12 protein-coding genes and 1 tRNA gene are annotated in these 16,518 nt (G+C 71.7%); 8 read left to right on the top strand and 5 right to left on the bottom strand.

Features of this window, described 5'->3' with window-relative positions; all coding sequences use genetic code 11:
- Window positions 1–212 precede the first annotated feature (212 nt).
- From ACH4DZ_RS08170 to ACH4DZ_RS08155, 4 genes are all read left to right on the top strand, one after another.
- Complete coding sequence (locus ACH4DZ_RS08170; protein WP_398286116.1) at window positions 213–1,106, top strand: FAD binding domain-containing protein; 894 nt, start codon at window positions 213–215, stop codon at window positions 1,104–1,106.
- On the top strand, window positions 1,103–2,755 hold the full coding sequence (locus tag ACH4DZ_RS08165) for a 2Fe-2S iron-sulfur cluster-binding protein (RefSeq protein ID WP_398286115.1): 1,653 nt from the start codon (window positions 1,103–1,105) through the stop codon (window positions 2,753–2,755). The genes ACH4DZ_RS08170 and ACH4DZ_RS08165 overlap by 4 nt, the downstream gene beginning before the upstream one ends.
- Complete coding sequence (locus ACH4DZ_RS08160; RefSeq protein ID WP_398286113.1) at window positions 2,752–5,061, top strand: xanthine dehydrogenase family protein molybdopterin-binding subunit; 2,310 nt, start codon at window positions 2,752–2,754, stop codon at window positions 5,059–5,061. The genes ACH4DZ_RS08165 and ACH4DZ_RS08160 overlap by 4 nt, the downstream gene beginning before the upstream one ends.
- A 354-nt stretch (window positions 5,062–5,415) precedes the next feature.
- Window positions 5,416–6,642: an SUKH-4 family immunity protein gene (locus ACH4DZ_RS08155; RefSeq protein ID WP_398286112.1), complete on the top strand. Its 1,227-nt coding sequence runs from the start codon at window positions 5,416–5,418 to the stop codon at window positions 6,640–6,642.
- A 95-nt stretch (window positions 6,643–6,737) separates the two neighbouring features.
- On the opposite strand, the gene ACH4DZ_RS08150 is transcribed toward ACH4DZ_RS08155, so the two are convergent.
- Window positions 6,738–6,809: transfer RNA gene (locus tag ACH4DZ_RS08150), tRNA-Cys, on the bottom strand.
- Between the two features lie 225 nt (window positions 6,810–7,034).
- On the opposite strand from ACH4DZ_RS08150, the gene ACH4DZ_RS08145 reads away from it, so the two are divergent.
- The 4 genes from ACH4DZ_RS08145 to ACH4DZ_RS08130 all read left to right on the top strand — a co-directional run bounded on the left by ACH4DZ_RS08145 (window position 7,035) and on the right by ACH4DZ_RS08130 (window position 12,625).
- The gene (locus ACH4DZ_RS08145; RefSeq protein ID WP_398286111.1) at window positions 7,035–8,480 is read left to right on the top strand and encodes an MFS transporter; all 1,446 of its coding nucleotides are present in this window, start codon (window positions 7,035–7,037) and stop codon (window positions 8,478–8,480) included.
- Between the two features lie 204 nt (window positions 8,481–8,684).
- Window positions 8,685–10,493 carry a DEAD/DEAH box helicase gene (locus ACH4DZ_RS08140; protein WP_398286110.1) on the top strand — a complete coding sequence of 603 codons (1,809 nt, stop codon included), beginning with the start codon at window positions 8,685–8,687 and terminating at the stop codon, window positions 10,491–10,493.
- Window positions 10,494–10,932: 439 nt separating this feature from the next.
- Complete coding sequence (locus ACH4DZ_RS08135; RefSeq protein ID WP_210882227.1) at window positions 10,933–11,577, top strand: IclR family transcriptional regulator; 645 nt, start codon at window positions 10,933–10,935, stop codon at window positions 11,575–11,577.
- A gap of 247 nt (window positions 11,578–11,824) precedes the next feature.
- Window positions 11,825–12,625 carry a S16 family serine protease gene (locus ACH4DZ_RS08130; protein ID WP_398286109.1) on the top strand — a complete coding sequence of 267 codons (801 nt, stop codon included), beginning with the start codon at window positions 11,825–11,827 and terminating at the stop codon, window positions 12,623–12,625.
- Between the two features lie 16 nt (window positions 12,626–12,641).
- Here the strand turns inward: ACH4DZ_RS08130 and ACH4DZ_RS08125 are convergent, their stop codons facing one another.
- From ACH4DZ_RS08125 to ACH4DZ_RS08110, 4 genes are all read right to left on the bottom strand, one after another.
- A complete protein-coding gene (locus tag ACH4DZ_RS08125) occupies window positions 12,642–13,610 on the bottom strand; it encodes a glycine betaine ABC transporter substrate-binding protein (protein ID WP_398286108.1) in 969 nt (322 codons plus the stop codon).
- Window positions 13,607–14,368 carry an ABC transporter permease gene (locus ACH4DZ_RS08120; RefSeq protein WP_398286238.1) on the bottom strand — a complete coding sequence of 254 codons (762 nt, stop codon included), beginning with the start codon at window positions 14,366–14,368 and terminating at the stop codon, window positions 13,607–13,609. Before ACH4DZ_RS08120 ends, ACH4DZ_RS08125 begins: the two co-directional genes overlap by 4 nt.
- A 134-nt stretch (window positions 14,369–14,502) precedes the next feature.
- The gene (locus ACH4DZ_RS08115; protein WP_398286107.1) at window positions 14,503–15,798 is read right to left on the bottom strand and encodes a betaine/proline/choline family ABC transporter ATP-binding protein; all 1,296 of its coding nucleotides are present in this window, start codon (window positions 15,796–15,798) and stop codon (window positions 14,503–14,505) included.
- Window positions 15,799–15,865: 67 nt separating this feature from the next.
- Window positions 15,866–16,513 (bottom strand): ABC transporter permease, encoded by a 648-nt coding sequence (locus tag ACH4DZ_RS08110; protein WP_398286106.1) that lies wholly within the window; start codon window positions 16,511–16,513, stop codon window positions 15,866–15,868.
- Between the last annotated feature and the right edge of the window lie 5 nt (window positions 16,514–16,518).

Below are 16,518 nucleotides of genomic sequence, written 5' to 3'. Positions count from 1 at the left end.
ACCCAAGAGGCAACGAAAACCGCCAATTGGCTCTGACGGGCGAGTAGTGCGAAAACGGACCATCCGCTGGTGGCGGGTAGGAATGCCTCCTAGCGGACCCCCGCGTCGGGGAACCGGGAAGATGTGCCAGAGTTGCCACGTCCGCCCTGTCAGCACGTACCGTACGGCAACACAGGTGGGACCAGGTGGGGCAGCGGGAAGGGGCAGCCGGTTTGACCACGCACGCACCGCAGGCGGCGCACGCCGTGACGCTGCCCGCCTCACTGGACGAGGCCGTGGCGGCGCTCGCAGCCATGCCCGCCGCCGTCCCCGTGGCCGGGGGCACCGACCTCATGGCCGCCGTCAACTCGGGGCAGCTGAGGCCCGCCGCACTCGTCGGCCTCGGCCGGATCAGCGAGATCCGCGGCTGGCAGTACCAGGACGGCCACGCGCTCCTCGGCGCGGGCCTCACCCACGCCCGTATGGGGCGCCCCGACTTCGCCGCCCTCATCCCGGCCCTGGCGGCCGCCGCGAGGGCCGCCGGACCGCCGCAGATCCGCAACGCGGGCACCCTGGGCGGCAACATCGCCTCGGCGTCCCCCACCGGGGACGCGCTCCCGGTGCTGGCCGCGCTGGAAGCGACCCTCATCATCGCCTGCCCGGGCGGCGCCCGCCGTGAGATCCCCGTGTCGCACCTGCTCGCGGGCATGGAGATGCTCCGCGGCGGCGAACTCATCGGGTACGTGCGCGTGCCGCTGCTGCACGCGCCGCAGGTCTTCCTGAAGGCGACCGGACGGACCGGCCCCGGGCGGGCCATCGCCTCCGTGTCGCTCGTCCTCGACCCCGCCAGGCGCGGGGTGCGGTGCGCCGTGGGTGCCATAGCGCCGATGCCGCTGCGGCCCCTGGACGCCGAGCAGTGGGTCGCCTCGCTGATCGACTGGGACAACAACCGCGCGATCGTGCCCGAGGCGCTGGCCGCCTTCGGCGAGTACGTCGCCGCGGCCTGCATCCCCGATCCGGCCCCCGAGGAGGACGGTTCCGTACCGCAGCTGCCGCCCGCCGTACTGCACCTGCGGCGTACCGTCGCCGCGCTGGCCCGACGAGCACTGGGGAGGGCACTGTCGTGACCGACGACCAGCACGGAGATCAGCACGGTGAGGGCGTGCCCCGCGCGGGCAGCCGCTGGGACCCGCTGCCCCAGGGCGACTACGACGACGGCGCCACCGCCTTCGTCAAGCTCCCCGAAGGGGGCATCGACGCCCTCCTCGCGGACTCGCCGCTCGCCGCGCCCGGCCACGGCTACGTACCGCCGCCGATAACGGTCGCGCCCGGCACGGGTGCGGAGAACGACCCGGGGTCCCCCGGCGCATGGGGCGCACCGCCCGAGGCGGCCGGCCCCGGGCAGCGGCAGGACGTACGGTGGCCCGACCCGAACGCCCTCCCCGAAGAGCACCGGCAGGCCCCCCAGGACCAGTTCGCGTACAACCCCGGGGCCACCGGCCAGTGGAACTTCGACCAGCCCGCACAGGGCGACCAGGGCCCGCACGGACACGGCGGGCCGGGGCACGACCCTTCGGGTCAGGACGTCACCGGGCAGTGGTCCATCCCGGTCGCCGACGGTGATCTGCCGGACGAGTCCGGTGAGTTCACCACGTCCTCGCTGGTCGAGCAGTGGGGCGGCAACGCGCCCGCCACGCTGCCGGGCGGGGCGGCGGCGCCCTGGGCCGACGAGCCGTGGGCCCAGCAGCCGACCGAGCAGCAGCCGCCCGTCGACGGGACCGGTCCCCACGCCCCCGCCGAGCACGGCGCCGCCGAGATCATCGACGTCTCCGGAGCGCACGCCGACGAGATCGCCGTCTCCGTGGAGCGCGACACGGGCCGCGACGAGGGCCGCGAGGAAGCGTCCGGCGCCGCGTCCCGTCACGACCGCCACGAATTCGCGGACGACCCCGCGGCCGAGCGGGAAGCGGCCTCTGCGCCGGAAGCGGCCTCTACGGAGGAGCCCGGCGAAGAGTTTTCCGACGCCGAGTCCGCCGAGTCCTCCGCGCACGCCGCGTCCTTCGCGGACACCGATGCCGCCGCCGTCGACGAGTCCGGGTCCGAGTCCGGGTCGGACGACTCCCAGGGCATCGCCCCGCACAACGACCACCCCCTCGCCGCGTACGTCCTGCGGGTGAACGGCGTCGAACGGCCCGTGACGGACGCCTGGATCGGCGAATCGCTGCTGTACGTACTGCGCGAGCGCCTCGGTCTCGCGGGCGCCAAGGACGGCTGCTCGCAGGGCGAGTGCGGCGCGTGCAACGTCCAGGTGGACGGCCGGCTCGTCGCGTCCTGCCTGGTGCCCGCCGTGACCGCCGCCGGCAGCGAGGTGCGCACCGTCGAGGGCCTCGCCGCCGACGGGCAGCCCTCGGACGTCCAGCGGGCACTGGCCAAGTGCGGCGCCGTGCAGTGCGGCTTCTGCATCCCGGGCATGGCGATGACCGTGCACGACCTCCTTGAGGGCAACCCGGCGCCGACCGACCTGGAGACCCGCCAGGCCCTGTGCGGCAACCTGTGCCGCTGCTCGGGCTACCGGGGCGTCCTGGACGCGGTACGCGACGTCGTGGCCGAGCGCGAGGCCCACGCGGCGGCCGAGCACTCCGGAGACGGCGACGAGGCCCGTATCCCGCACCAGGCGGGCCCCGGCGCCGGAGGCGTCAACCCGTCCGCGTTCGAGCCCCACCAGTCGAACCAGTCCCACGAGCAGCCGTACGGCCAGGACGGAGGCCAGGCGTGAGCAACGACACCGCCACCGCGACCACCGCGCAGCCCGGCACCGTGCCGGAGCCGCCGCCGCACGGTCTCGGCGTGTCCCTGCCGTCCGCGGAGGCCCGCGCCAAGACGGAGGGCACCTTCCCGTACGCGGCGGACCTGTGGGCCGAGGGCCTCCTGTGGGCGGCCGTCCTGAGATCACCCCACCCGCACGCGCGCATCCTGTCCGTCGACACCACCCACGCGCGCGAGATGCCCGGCGTACGGGCCGTCATCACCCACGAGGACGTGCCCGGCACCGCCCTGCTCGGCCGCGGCAGGGCCGATCGCCCGGTATTCGCCTCCGACGTCGTACGCCACCACGGGGAGGCCATCGCGGCCGTCGCCGCGGACCACCCCGACACCGCGCGCATGGCCGCCGCGGCCGTCATCGTCGAGTACGAGATCCTCGACCCGGTGACCGACCCGGAGCAGGCCTTCGAGGCCGAGCCCCTGCACCCCGACGGCAACCTGATCCGCCACATCCCGCTGCGTCACGGCGACCCGGACGCGGCCGGCGACATCGTCGTCGAGGGCCTGTACCGCATCGGCCGCCAGGACCCGGCCCCGATCGGCGCGGAGGCCGGCCTCGCCGTGCCCCGCCCCGACGGCGGGGTCGAGCTCTACGTGGCGTCCACCGACCCGCACACCGACCGCGACACGGCCGCCGCCTGCTACGGGCTGGAACCGGAGCGCGTGAAGGTCGTCGTCACCGGCGTGCCGGGCGCCACCGCCGACCGCGAGGACCAGGGCTTCCAGCTCCCCCTCGGGCTGCTCGCCCTCAAGACCGGCTGCCCGGTCAAACTGACCGCGACCCGCGAAGAATCCTTCCTCGGGCACGTCCACCGGCATCCCACGCTGCTGCGCTACCGCCACCACGCGGACGCCGAGGGCCGCCTGGTGAAGGTCGAGGCGCAGATCCTCCTCGACGCGGGCGCGTACGCGGACACCTCGTCGGAGGCCCTCGCCGCCGCCGTCTCCTTCGCCTGCGGCCCGTACGTCGTCCCGAACGCCTTCATCGAGGGCTGGGCCGTACGCACCAACAACCCGCCCTCCGGACACGTACGCGGCGAGGGCGCCATGCAGGTGTGCGCCGCCTACGAGGCCCAGATGGACAAGCTGGCGAAGAAGCTCGGCGTCGACCCGGCCGACCTGCGCCTGCGCAACGTACTGGCCACCGGGGACGTTCTGCCGACCGGCCAGACGGTCACCTGCCCGGCCCCCGTGGCCGAACTGCTCCAGGCCGTCCAGGACTATCCGCTGCCTGCCCTCCCCAAGGACACCCCCGAGGACGAGTGGCTGCTCCCCGGCGGCCCCGAGGGCGCCGGTGAACCCGGCGCGGTGCGGCGCGGCGTCGGCTACGCCCTCGGCATGGTCCACATGCTCGGCGCCGAGGGCACGGACGAGGTCTCGACGGCCACCGTGAAGGTCCACGACGGCATCGCCACCGTGCTCTGCGCGGCCGTGGAGACCGGCCAGGGTTTCACCACGCTGGCCCGGCAGATCGTCCAGGAGACGCTCGGCATCGACGAGGTCCACGTGGCCTCCGTGGACACCGACCAGCCCCCCGCGGGCCCCAGCGCCCGCGGCCGGCACACCTGGGTGTCCGGCGGCGCCGTCGAACGGGCCGCCAAGATGGTCCGTACGCAGCTGCTGCAGCCCCTGGCGCACAAGTTCGGCATGTCCACCGAGCTGCTCCAGATCACCGACGGCAAGATCACGTCGTACGACGGCGTGCTGTCGACGACCGTCGCCGAGGCGATGGACGGCAAGGAGCTGTGGGCGACCGCGCAGTGCCGCCCGCACCCCACCGAGCCGCTGGACGGCGCAGGCCAGGGCGACGCCTTCGTGGGCCTCGCCTTCTGCGCGATCCGCGCGGTGGTGGACGTGGACATCGAGCTGGGCTCGGTGCGCGTGGTCGAACTGGCGCTCGCCCAGGACGTGGGCCGCATTCTGAACCCCGCGCAGCTCACCGCCCGTATCGAGGCCGGTGTCACCCAGGGCATCGGCGCCGCCCTCACGGAGAACCTGCGCACCGCGCGCGGGCTCGTCCGCCACCCCGACCTCACCGGGTACTCGCTGCCGACCGCCCTCGACGCCCCCGACATCCGCATTGTCAAGCTCGTCGAGGAGCGCGACGTGGTCGCGCCCTTCGGAGCGAAGGCCGTCAGCGCGGTCCCGGTCGTCACGTCCCCCGCGGCGGTCGCGTCCGCGGTACGGGCGGCCACGGGACGCCCGGTGAACCGGCTGCCGATAAGGCCCCAGGCGGCCGTGGTGACGGCGACGCAGTGACGCGGCGCGAGTCCCTCCGGGCATAGAACGGGCTGGGTCGGGCCGGGTCGATCCGGTGCCGATGCTGTACCGCGTGGTCCTGATCACCGGCGTCACGGCAGCCGCAAAGTCACGGGAATCCGCTGGTCAGGGCGTTCGCGGGGTATTCCCGGGGCGTTGTCAGTGGTGCCGGGTAGTGTTCTGGTCAGTGGGGGAGGACCGCTGGGCGGCGGGCCGTTCTCCGGGTGTTTCGAGGCGCATCCGGATGCCTTGGCGTGCGTGGCGGCATGCCTGTGTGCAGGTGCGTGTGCATGCCCGCGTGCCGCCCGGACCGGTCCTGCCGGGGGACTGTGAACAACGATCCACGGGGGAACGATGAGCACGACGGACACCGGCACTGGCATCGGCGTTGGAGCCGGAGTTGAAGGTGGAGTTGAAGTTGGAGTCGGCACCGAGACGATCACTCTGCACGAGGGCGCACTGGACCCGTACGTCACGCACGCACCGACACGACGCTGGCTGACGGGACCCGGACTGCCGTGTGACAGCGGCCTGTTGACGTTCGAGCCCCTGCGCGAGGACGGACTGCGGACGGTGGGGGACTCGACGGGAGACCCGGCCGCTCTCCCGCCCGAACTGCGCGACCAGTTGGTGATCGGCGCGCTGCGGGACCCCGCCGGCACGGAGACGGAGTCGGTGCTGCTCGACGGAGCGACGGGCGAGGTGTCCACCACGTTCTTCCTCCACGACCGCCCCGACCTGATGGACCGCGTCCCGCTCGCGCCCTCGCTCCGGACGCTCACGGACTTTGTGACGGCGACGGACGAGATGTCCGCGAGGAGCGGCCAGTTCGCGTTCTACGAGGGCCGGTTCGGCCCGAAGGCCGTCACCGCGATGTCGCGGCAGTTGCTGGCGCTGTTCGAGGAGGGCGTCGACGGCGAGGTCCCGCCGTTCTGGAAGATGGCGGCGCTGATCCGCCCGATGGCCCTCGTGGCGGGCCCGCCGGCCGACTCCGCGCTCGCCCTCGACCTCCCCGCCCGCCTGCTGGACCAGGAGTTCGGGCCCGGACGGGTGGTGCGCTTCGAGGACGTCGACTTCCCCGCCGCCCTCGCACACGAGCCGACGCGGCACTTCCTGCGCGAGACGGGCCTGCCCGAGGACGGCTTCCTGTTCCACCTGGACACGGACGTGCCGCTGCCGACGCTCGCCGAGTACTACGAGGACGAGCGCCCGGACGTGTTCACGCCCGACCAACTCCCGCGAGACGCCAACCACTTGATACGCCTGGGCCACCTGGTCGAGGACAACAGCCTGATCGTCGACGGCGAGACGGGCGCGATCCTCGACTGGAGCGAGCCCGACGCCACGCTGCACGCGCTGAACACGGACGTCTCGACCCTGGCCTTCACCCTGTGGCTGCTCCACCGCGAGCGAACGATCGACGAGTCCCTGTCCCACGAGCTGACCGAGGAGGCCTACGACCAGCTCGCCACGACGATGACGCAGACTCTGTCGGCGGTCGACCCCACGGGCGCCTCTCAGGAGGCCGGGTGGCACTACTGGACGGAGATGTTCCAGGACGAGGCGGGAGGGGTGCTCTGACGAGCCCCGGGACGACCTGAGCCGCCCACGACGCCCACCCCGCTCACGACGCGGGGCCGACCACCCGAAGGCAGCCGGCCCCGACACCGAACCGGAGGCCGTGGCGGGAATTGAACCCACGTGCCTCGCTTTGCAGGCGAGTCCCTAAGCCACTCGGGCACACGGCCGAACTCGACTCCGATGTTCCGGACTCGATGTACCGACCGTAGGCCCCGGGCGGGAGGTGGCCAAGGGGCTCGCGGGGGCTGCAACGGGACTGCCATACGGCGTTCACAAAGGGAGGGGCGAGGCGGAGGGGGGCGTCGGCGTGGGTGGTCGTACGACCAAGGTCTCAGGTCAGGGCCGTCTTTCGACAGGGGTGAGGGTCGGTCTTGCCCCTTACCCTGGCGAGTATGACCTCCCTGGAACCGGGCGACACCGGCGTCGCCGCCACCCCGAGCACACCGGCCGGAACCGTCGCTCCGGACGGCGTCCTCAGCCGTTCCCACCGGGCGCTGAGCATCGGGATCGTGTCCGTCGTGCTGCTGATCGCCTTCGAGGCGACGGCCGTCGGGACGGCCATGCCGGTGGCGGCCCGGGAGCTGGACGGGATCTCGCTGTACGCGTTCGCGTTCTCCGGGTACTTCACGACGAGCCTGTTCGGCATGGTGCTCGCCGGGCAGTGGTCCGACCGGGCCGGCCCGCTGGGGTCGCTCACCGCGGGGATAGGGGCCTTCGCGGCGGGGCTGCTGCTGTCCGGGACGGCGGGGGTCATGTGGCTGTTCATCCTCGGCCGGGCCGTACAGGGCCTGGGCGGTGGACTGGTGATCGTCGCGCTGTACGTGGTCGTGGGACGGGCCTACCCGGCACGGCTGCGCCCGTCGATCATGGCGGCGTTCGCGGCGAGCTGGGTGGTCCCGTCCGTCGTCGGCCCCCTCGCCTCCGGCGCGGTGACCGAGCACCTCGGCTGGCGCTGGGTCTTCGTCGGCGTACCGGTGCTGGTCCTCCTGCCGCTGGCGCTCGCACTGCCGCAGATACGCAGGCGGGCGTCCGGACCGGAGGAGGGAACCCTTCCCGCGCCCTTCGACCGGCGGCGCATCCGGCTGGCCCTTGCCATCTCCGCGGGCGCCGGCCTGCTGCAGTACGCAGCCCAGGACCTGCGGTGGCTGTCCCTGGTCCCGGGCGTGGCGGGGGCCGCGCTGCTCGTCCCGGCGGTGCTCGGGCTGCTGCCGCGGGGCACCTACCTGGCGGCGCGCGGGCTGCCGTCCGTGGTGCTGCTCCGCGGGGTGGCGGCGGGCTCCTTCATCGCGGCGGAGTCCTTCGTGCCGCTGATGCTGGTCACCGAGCGGGGCCTGTCGCCGACGCTCGCCGGGTTCTCGCTCGCTGCCGGCGGCGGCACCTGGGCGCTGGGTTCCTTCGTGCAGGCGAGGGCGCGTGTGGAGCCGTACCGGGAGCGGCTGATGATGTTCGGCATGGTGCTGACCGCGGCCTCCATCGCCGCCGCGCCGACCGTGCTGATCGACGGGGTGCCGGTGTGGACGGTGGCGGTGGCCTGGGCGTTCGGCTGCTTCGGCATGGGTCTGGTGATCTCCTCCACCAGCGTCCTGCTGCTCCACCTCTCCGCTCCCGGCCAGGCCGGGAACAACTCCGCCGCCCTCCAGATGTCCGACGGCCTCGCCAACGTCCTGCTCCTCGCCGCGGGCGGCGCGGCCTTCGCGGCGCTCGGTGGCGGCACGGTCGCGCACACGGCCACCCAGGCCTCCGGCGGCCACCCGGCCGCGTTCGTGGCGGTGTTCCTGCCGATGGCGGGTGTGGCGCTGGCGGGGGCGTGGGTGACCACGCGGCTGCGGGTTCCGTGAGGACGCCGGGAGGGGACGCGGGGACGCCGGGGGAAGGCATGCGCGGCGGAAAGTCTCCCTCGGCGATGTGACCTGAGTCCCATCCAGGAGGGACCCAGCGTCGTCCGCGCGTTGACGTTCACGGGGCGCCGGTAGGGTGGCCCGGTTGTCATACGCAGCCGTCGTCATACGTAACCGAGCCGCTCGACCATCCCCCCGGAGACCGTGACTACCACCGCCGCCACTGCCGCCAGCGCCGCGTCCTCGCACCATCTGTCGCCCGCGTTTCCCGGGCGGGCCCCCTGGGGCACCGCCAACAAGCTGCGTGCCTGGCAGCAAGGGGCGATGGAGCGGTACCTCCAGGAGCAGCCGCGTGACTTTCTCGCCGTCGCCACGCCCGGCGCCGGCAAGACGACCTTCGCGCTGACCCTCGCGTCATGGCTGCTGCACCACCATGTCGTGCAGCAGGTGACCGTGGTCGCGCCGACCGAGCATCTGAAGAAGCAGTGGGCGGAGGCGGCCGCTCGGATAGGGATCAAGCTGGATCCCGAGTACAGCGCGGGCCCGCTCAGCAAGGAGTACCAGGGCGTCGCCGTGACCTACGCCGGGGTCGGCGTACGGCCCATGCTCCACCGCAACCGATGCGAGCAGCGCAAGACCCTCGTCATCCTCGACGAGATCCACCACGCCGGTGACTCCAAGTCCTGGGGCGAGGCGTGCCTGGAGGCCTTCGAGCCCGCCACCCGACGGCTCGCGCTCACCGGTACGCCGTTCCGCTCCGACACGAACCCCATCCCCTTCGTCGCGTACGAGGAGGGCAACGACGGGATCCGCCGCTCCTCCGCCGACTACACCTACGGGTACGGCTCCGCCCTTGGCGACGGCGTCGTGCGGCCCGTCATCTTCCTCTCCTACAGCGGCAACATGCGCTGGCGGACGAAGGCGGGGGACGAGATCGCCGCCCGGCTCGGCGAACCGATGACCAAGGACGCCGTCAGCCAGGCCTGGCGCACCGCCCTCGACCCGCGCGGCGAGTGGATGCCCAGCGTGCTGCGCGCCGCCGACCGGCGGCTGACCGAGGTGCGCAAGGGCATCCCGGACGCCGGCGCCCTCGTCATCGCCTCCGACCAGGACTCCGCCCGCGCCTACGCCAAGCTCATCCGCGAGATCACCGGCGCCAAGGCCACCGTCGTCCTGTCCGACGACACGGGCGCGTCCAGCCGCATCGACGACTTCGCGGCGAGCGACGACCGCTGGATGGTCGCCGTCCGGATGGTGTCCGAGGGCGTCGACGTACCGCGCCTCGCCGTGGGCGTGTACGCGACCACCATCTCGACCCCCCTCTTCTTCGCCCAGGCCGTCGGCCGCTTCGTACGGTCCCGGCGGCGAGGCGAGACCGCGTCCGTCTTCCTGCCGACCGTCCCCGACCTCCTCACCTTCGCCAACGAGATGGAGGTCGAGCGCGACCACGCCCTCGACAAGCCCAAGAAGGAGACCGAGGACGACCCGTACGCCGAATCCGAGAAGGAGATGGAGGAGGCGAACAAGGAGCAGGACGAGGACACCGGCGAACAGGAACAGTTCTCCTTCGAGGCGCTGGAGTCCGAGGCCGTCTTCGACCGGGTCCTCTACGACGGCGCCGAGTTCGGTATGCAGGCCCACCCGGGAAGCGCGGAGGAGCAGGACTACCTCGGCATCCCCGGCCTCCTCGAACCCGACCAGGTCCAGCTCCTCCTCCAGAAGCGCCAGGCCCGGCAGATCGCGCACAGCCGCAAGAAGCCGGACGACGAGGCGGACCTCCTCGAACTGCCCGCCGAGCGCCGCCCCGTGGTCTCCCACAAGGAGATGCTGGAGCTGCGCAAGAAGCTCAACACCATGGTCGGCGCGTACGTCCACCAGAGCGGCAAGCCCCACGGCGTGATCCACACCGAACTGCGGCGCGTGTGCGGCGGCCCGCCGAGTGCGGAGGCGACCGCCGGGCAGCTGCGTCAGCGGATCGAGAAGGTGCAGGAGTGGGCGACCCGTATGCGGTGACCGCCACGGCGTGGAGAGACCTGACCTGACGCGCGTCCGCATGCTGGGGCCCCCGCGTCCGTACGCCGGTACGAGCGCCGGTGCCTCGATGGCACCGGCGCTCGCTCGCGTGTGCGCTCTGTGCGGGGGCGGTGTACGCCGGGTGGCCCGAGCTGCTCAGATACGACCAAAAGTGGATCAAACCGCGGGTAACCAGGACCGGTCCGTACCTGCGCATGACCGGATTCTGGACGGAGCCTTCCGCTGAGCGAACCAGCTCGCTACTGTCCCCGCTACGCACACGCCCCGTGGCAGCGCCGCCGCGGAGCGCAGCCGGTGCCCGCCCGGGAGTACCCGGGACGCAGCCGACCGGCGGCCTCTGACGCGCGTCGCCGATGGGACCGGTGACGCGTCCGCCACGTAGGGGGTCGCCGACTCTCACCACTAAGGAGTGGGCGTCGTGACCGCGGAAACCTCCCAGACGCTCGACCGGGGACTGCGTGTCCTCAAGCTGCTCGCCGACACCGACCACGGTCTGACCGTCACCGAGCTGTCCAACAAACTCGGCGTCAACCGGACCGTTGTGTACCGGTTGCTCGCCACGCTCGAACAGCACGCCCTCGTCCGCCGTGACCTGGGCGGCCGTGCCCGGGTCGGGCTCGGTGTGCTGCGGCTCGGCCGGCAGGTGCATCCGCTGGTCCGCGAGGCCGCGCTGCCCGCGCTGCGGTCGCTGGCCGAGGACATCGGGGCGACCGCCCATCTCACACTGGTCGACGGTACGGAGGCGCTCGCCGTCGCCGTGGTCGAGCCGACGTGGACCGACTACCACGTGGCCTACCGCGCCGGGTTCCGGCATCCGCTGGAGCGGGGGGCCGCCGGGAAGGCGATCCTCGCCGCGCGGGCCGGGGGCGTGGACGGTGAGCTCGGCTACACCCTTACGCACGGCGAGCTGGAGGCCGGGGCGAGTGGGGCCGCGGCGGCGCTGGTCGGTGTGACGGGGGTGGAGGGGAGTGTGGGGGTGGTGATGCTTGCGGACGCTGTGCCCGAGCGGGTGGGGCCGCGGGTTGTTGACGCGGCGCGGGAGGTGGCGGACGCGTTGCGGTGACGGTGTCCCTGGGGGGCGCTGCGCTGCGCTGCGCGGGGCTTAGGGGGGCGGCGGGGTGGGGCTGTGTGTCGTCTGCGGGCCGCTGTGGCTGGTCGCGCCGTTCCCCGCGCCCCTAGAAGATTGCGCCGTTCCCCGCGCCCCCAAAGGATTGCGCCGTTCCCCGTGCCCCTTGAAGGGCTGGGCTGTTTCTCGTGGGCCGGTGTATGCCCCCGGGGGAAGTGATGTCGCTCTCCGTTAGATTGATCCCGTGTCTTTTCGATTCTCTGGTCTCTCGCGTCCCTGGGCCGTCGCCGTGTGCGCTCTGCCCGTTGTGGGGCTGTTCGCCGTGGCGGTGTTCGCGCCGTTGCCGTTCTCGCTGGCGCAGCCCGGCATGACGGCGGATGTGCTCGGCGAGAACAAGGGCGACCCGGTGATCACGATCTCCGGCGCGAAGGCCCGTGAGACGAGCGGGCAACTGCGGATGACGACCATCGAGGCGACGGGCCCGGACGCGGACGTCAGCTTCGGCGACGTGCTCGACGGCTGGTTCCGTACGGACCGTGCGGTCATGCCGCGGGACTCGGTCTACCCGAGCGGTGACAGCGTCAAGGAGATCGAGGAGTACAACGCCGAGGAGATGAAGAAGTCCCAGGACACCGCCACCGAGGCGGCTCTGGACCAGCTCGGCGAGCGGTCGGACGACATCGAGGTCACCCTGAAGCTCGCCGACGTGGGCGGCCCGAGCGCCGGGCTCCTCTTCTCCCTCGGCATCGTCGACAAGCTGGACGGCGACGGCAGCGGCGGCGACCTCACGGGCGGCCGGGTCATCGCGGGTACGGGAACGATCGACGCCGACGGAAAGGTCGGCGCGGTCGGGGGAGTGGCCCTCAAGACGCAGTCCGCCCGCCGCGACGGCGCCACCGTCTTCCTCGTCCCGAAGGCGGAGTGCTCGGACGCCGAGTCGGAGCTGCCGAAGGGGCTGCGTCTCATCCCCGTGACGACCCTCAAGGGCGCCGTCGACTCCCTGGTGGCACTGGAGAAGGGCCGGGGTCCGGTCCCCTCCTGCTGAGCAGCACGGCTGACGCTCAGCCCTCCTTCACGAAGCCCTCCGCCTTCATCCAGTCCAGCGCCACCGCGTGCGGATCCTCCCCGTCGACGTCCACCTTGGCGTTCAGCTCCTGCGCCACGTCGTTGTCGAGCCGCTTCGTGATCGGGGCCAGGACCTCGGCGATCGCCGGGTACTTCTTCAGGGCCTTCGTGTTGATCTGCGGAGCCACGTTGTAGTTGGGGAAGAACTTCTTGTCGTCGGCCATCACGGCGAGGTTCATGGACTTGATGCGCCCGTCGGTGGTGAAGACCTCCCCGTAGGCGCAACTGCCCTTCTTCACCTGGGTGTAGATGATCCCGGTGTCCATCTGCGTGATGTTCCCGCTCGGCAGTTTCATGCCGTAGGCCTTCTCCATGCCCGGCATCCCGTCCGCCCGGTTGGCGAACTCGCTCTCCACGCAGACCGTGACGGCCTTGGGGTCCTTCTTGGAGAGGGCGGCCACTTCGGAGAGCGTCCTGGTGCCGTACTTCTTGAAGTTGGCCTGGTTCATGGCGAGCGCGTACGTATTGTTCAGCTTCGAAGGGGGCAGCCAGGTCAGCCCGTTCTTCAGGTCGGCCTCGCGTACGGCCTCCCACTGCTTCTGCGGATCCGGAATGGGGTCGCTGTTGCCGAGGTAGGTGATCCATGCGGTGCCCGTGTACTCGTAACCGGCGTCCGCGTCCCCGTTCTTGACCGCTTCCCTGGAGCCGATGGACCCCTGGATGCCCGTGCGGTCGAGGACGTCGGCGCCGGCCGCCTGGAAGGCGATCCCCATGATCGCGCCGAGGATGAGCTGCTCGGTGAACTCCTTGGACGTCACGGTGAGATCGGCGCCCTTGAGCGGCTGCCCCTTCCCGACCGACCCCGGCTTCACATCGTCGACCATGGGCGAACCGCTGGTCAGCCCGCACCCGGAGACCGCCGCCAGCAGGGCCAGCGCCGCCACCGGACCCGTAACCCGTCTCATGAGCCCGCCTCCAGCCCGCGCGGACTGAGCAGGAGCTCGGCCAGTGACGCCAGCCAGTCGACCAGCAGTGCCAGCGCGACGGTCAGGATCGAGCCGAGGACCAGCACCGGCATCCGCTGATTGGTGATCCCGGTCGTGATCAGTACGCCCAGACCGCCGCCTCCGCCGAACGTGGCGAGGGTCGCCGTGCCCACGTTCAGGACGAGCGCGGTCCGCACCCCGGCCAGGATCAGCGGAACGGCCAGCGGGAGTTCGACGCGGCTCAACACGCCGAGTGGGGACATGCCGATGCCCCGGGCGGCCTCCAGGAGCGTCGGGTCGTTCGCCTTCAGCCCGGCGATCGTGTTCGACAGGACGGGCAGGACGGCGTACGCGATGATGCCGATCAGTGCCGCCTTCCGGCCGATGCCCAGCCAGATCACCAGCAGGGCGAGCAGCCCGATCGCGGGCGTCGCCTGCCCCATGTTGGCGAAGGTCATGACGACCGGGGTCGCCCTGCGGAAGGCGCCGCGCGTCAGCAGGATGCCGAGCGGGATCGCGATGATCAGCACGAAGAAGGTGGAGATCACGGTCAGCTCGATGTGCTGGCGCAGGGCCTTCCACACCTGCCCGTTGCTGAGCGCGTTCTCGGAGAGCGGGTCGAGGTCCGCCTGCCGGAACCAGAGCCAGGTGCAGAGCAGCCCGACGACGAGCACGGTCGGCAGGAGGGTCAGCTTCAGCCAACTGATCCTGGAGGCCGCGGGCTTGGCGGTCACCACGGCGAGATCCTGGTCGAAGGCGGCTTCCCGCCCGGCCTCCGGACCGGCGTCCCCGGATCCGGGGCGCGGCCCTCCGTGCCCCGTACGGGCGTCCTGGGTCTCCGCGTCGGCATCGCGACCGGTTCCGGGAGTCCTCACGCCTCCCCCTCCCCGCCGCCACCCACGCCCTCCTGCTCATGACGGGACTGCTCATGACGGGACTGCTCGTGACGGGGCTGCTCGGTGCGGGACTCCTCCAGCTCGTGCTGGTGCTCCATCGCGTCGAGCCGGTCGGCCTCCAGCATCTCCTGCACGGAGTTCATCAGCGTCTCCATGTCCACCACGCCGGTGTACTCGCCGCGCCGCCCGGTCACCACGACGCGCCCCGCGTTGTCCGTGAGCACCGCCTCCAGCGCGTCCCGCAGCGTCGCGTCCCGGGTCACGGTGTCGTTCACCGGCGTACCGGCCCTGGCCAGCGAGCCCCGCGCCCGCATGAGGTCTCCGCGCCGCAGCCACTTGTAGGGCCGCCCCCGCCGGTCGAGCAGCAGGATCTCGTTCGTACCGCTCGCCCTGATCCTGTTGAAGATCTCCTGCAGCGGATCGTCGACGGTCACCGTCGGATAGTCGGTGATCTCCACATCCCGTACGCGCGTCAGGTTCAGCCGCTTCAGGGCGGCCCCCGCGCCCACGAACCCGGACACGAAGTCGTCGGCGGGGTTGGTGAGGATCGCCTCCGGGGTGTCGAACTGCGCGATGTGCGACTGCTCGCGCAGCACCGCGATCCGGTCACCGAGCTTGATGGCCTCGTCGAAGTCGTGCGTGACGAAGACGATCGTCTTGTGCAGCTCGTGCTGCAGCCGGATCAGCTCGTCCTGCAAATGGTCACGAGTGATGGGGTCGACGGCACCGAACGGCTCGTCCATCAACAGCACGGGCGGATCGGCGGCGAGCGCCCGCGCCACGCCCACCCGCTGCTGCTGCCCACCGGACAGCTGCCGCGGATAGCGCCCGTGGAACTCGCCGGGATCGAGCCCCACCAGATCCAGCATCTCCTCGATCCGCTCGGCGACCCGCGTCTTCGACCAGCCCACCATCTTCGGTACGAGTCCGATGTTCTGGGCGACGGTCATGTGCGGGAAGAGCCCCGAGGACTGGATGGCGTACCCGATCTTCCGCCGCAGCTTCACGGGATCCATGTGGGTGACGTCCTCGCCACCGATCCGGATCCGCCCGCCGGTGGGCTCGATCAGCCGGTTGATCATCTTCAGCGTGGTGGACTTCCCGCACCCGGAGGGCCCGACCAGCACCACCAGCTCACCGGCGTTGATCTCCATGTCGACGCTGTCGACAGCGGGATCGGAACTCCCCGGATACCGCTTGCTCAGACTCTCCAGCCGAATGGTGGCCCCGGTGGCGTCGCGCCCACCGCCACCCTCCCGCGCCCCCTCCACGGTCCCAGCTGCCCTCGTTGCCCCAGCCGCCCCAGTTGCCCCGGCTACCCCGGCTGCCCCGGCTGTCTCAGACACGAATCCCCCTAGGGATGGTCAGCCGCCCGATGAGGACGTACGCGGCGTCGAACAGCAGCGCCAGGACGATGATCCCGAGCGTGCCCGCGAGGACTTGGTTGAGCGCGTTCCTGCTGCCCAGGGAGGCGATACCGCGGAAGATCTCATTGCCGAGCCCGGGCCCGGAGGCGTACGCGGCGATGGCGGCGATCCCCATCAGCATCTGCGTGGAGACCCGGATCCCGGTCAGGATCGGCGGCCAGGCCAGCGGCAGCTCGACGCGTACGAGCCGGGCGAGCCGCGACATCCCGATACCGGTCGCCGCGTCCACCAGCGACGGATCGACGCCGCGCAGCCCGACGATCGAGTTCCGCACGATGGGCAGCAACCCGTACAGGGTCAGAGCGACGACCGTGGGCGGCACACCCAGCCCCACCACCGGGATCAACAGACCGATCATGGCGAGGGAGGGAATGGTCAGCAGGGTCGCCGTGGTGATCGTGGCGAGGTTCCCGGCCCAGTCGCTGCGATAGGTGACCACTCCGATCACCACCCCGACGACAGTGGCGACGACCATGCACTGGAAAACCGCGCTGGCGTGCTGAAAGGCGTCGGCGAGGAGCTGCTGATGACGACTGCCGAGGTACTCCCAGAAGTTCACCGCTG

Origin of the sequence: Streptomyces sp. NPDC017991 (assembly GCF_044328075.1) — a bacterium.
In the GTDB taxonomy this organism is placed as follows: Bacteria; Actinomycetota; Actinomycetes; order Streptomycetales; family Streptomycetaceae; genus Streptomyces.
This window is presented reverse-complemented; position numbering and strand designations above follow the sequence as displayed.

Excerpts from the sequence above, each read along its gene's own strand:
- ACH4DZ_RS08155 (WP_398286112.1), top strand. The coding sequence starts at position 5,416 with ATGAGCACGACGGACACCGGCACTGGCATCGGCGTTGGAGCCGGAGTT.
- ACH4DZ_RS08145 (WP_398286111.1), top strand. The coding sequence starts at position 7,035 with ATGACCTCCCTGGAACCGGGCGACACCGGCGTCGCCGCCACCCCGAGC.
- ACH4DZ_RS08125 (WP_398286108.1), bottom strand. The coding sequence starts at position 13,610 with ATGAGACGGGTTACGGGTCCGGTGGCGGCGCTGGCCCTGCTGGCGGCG.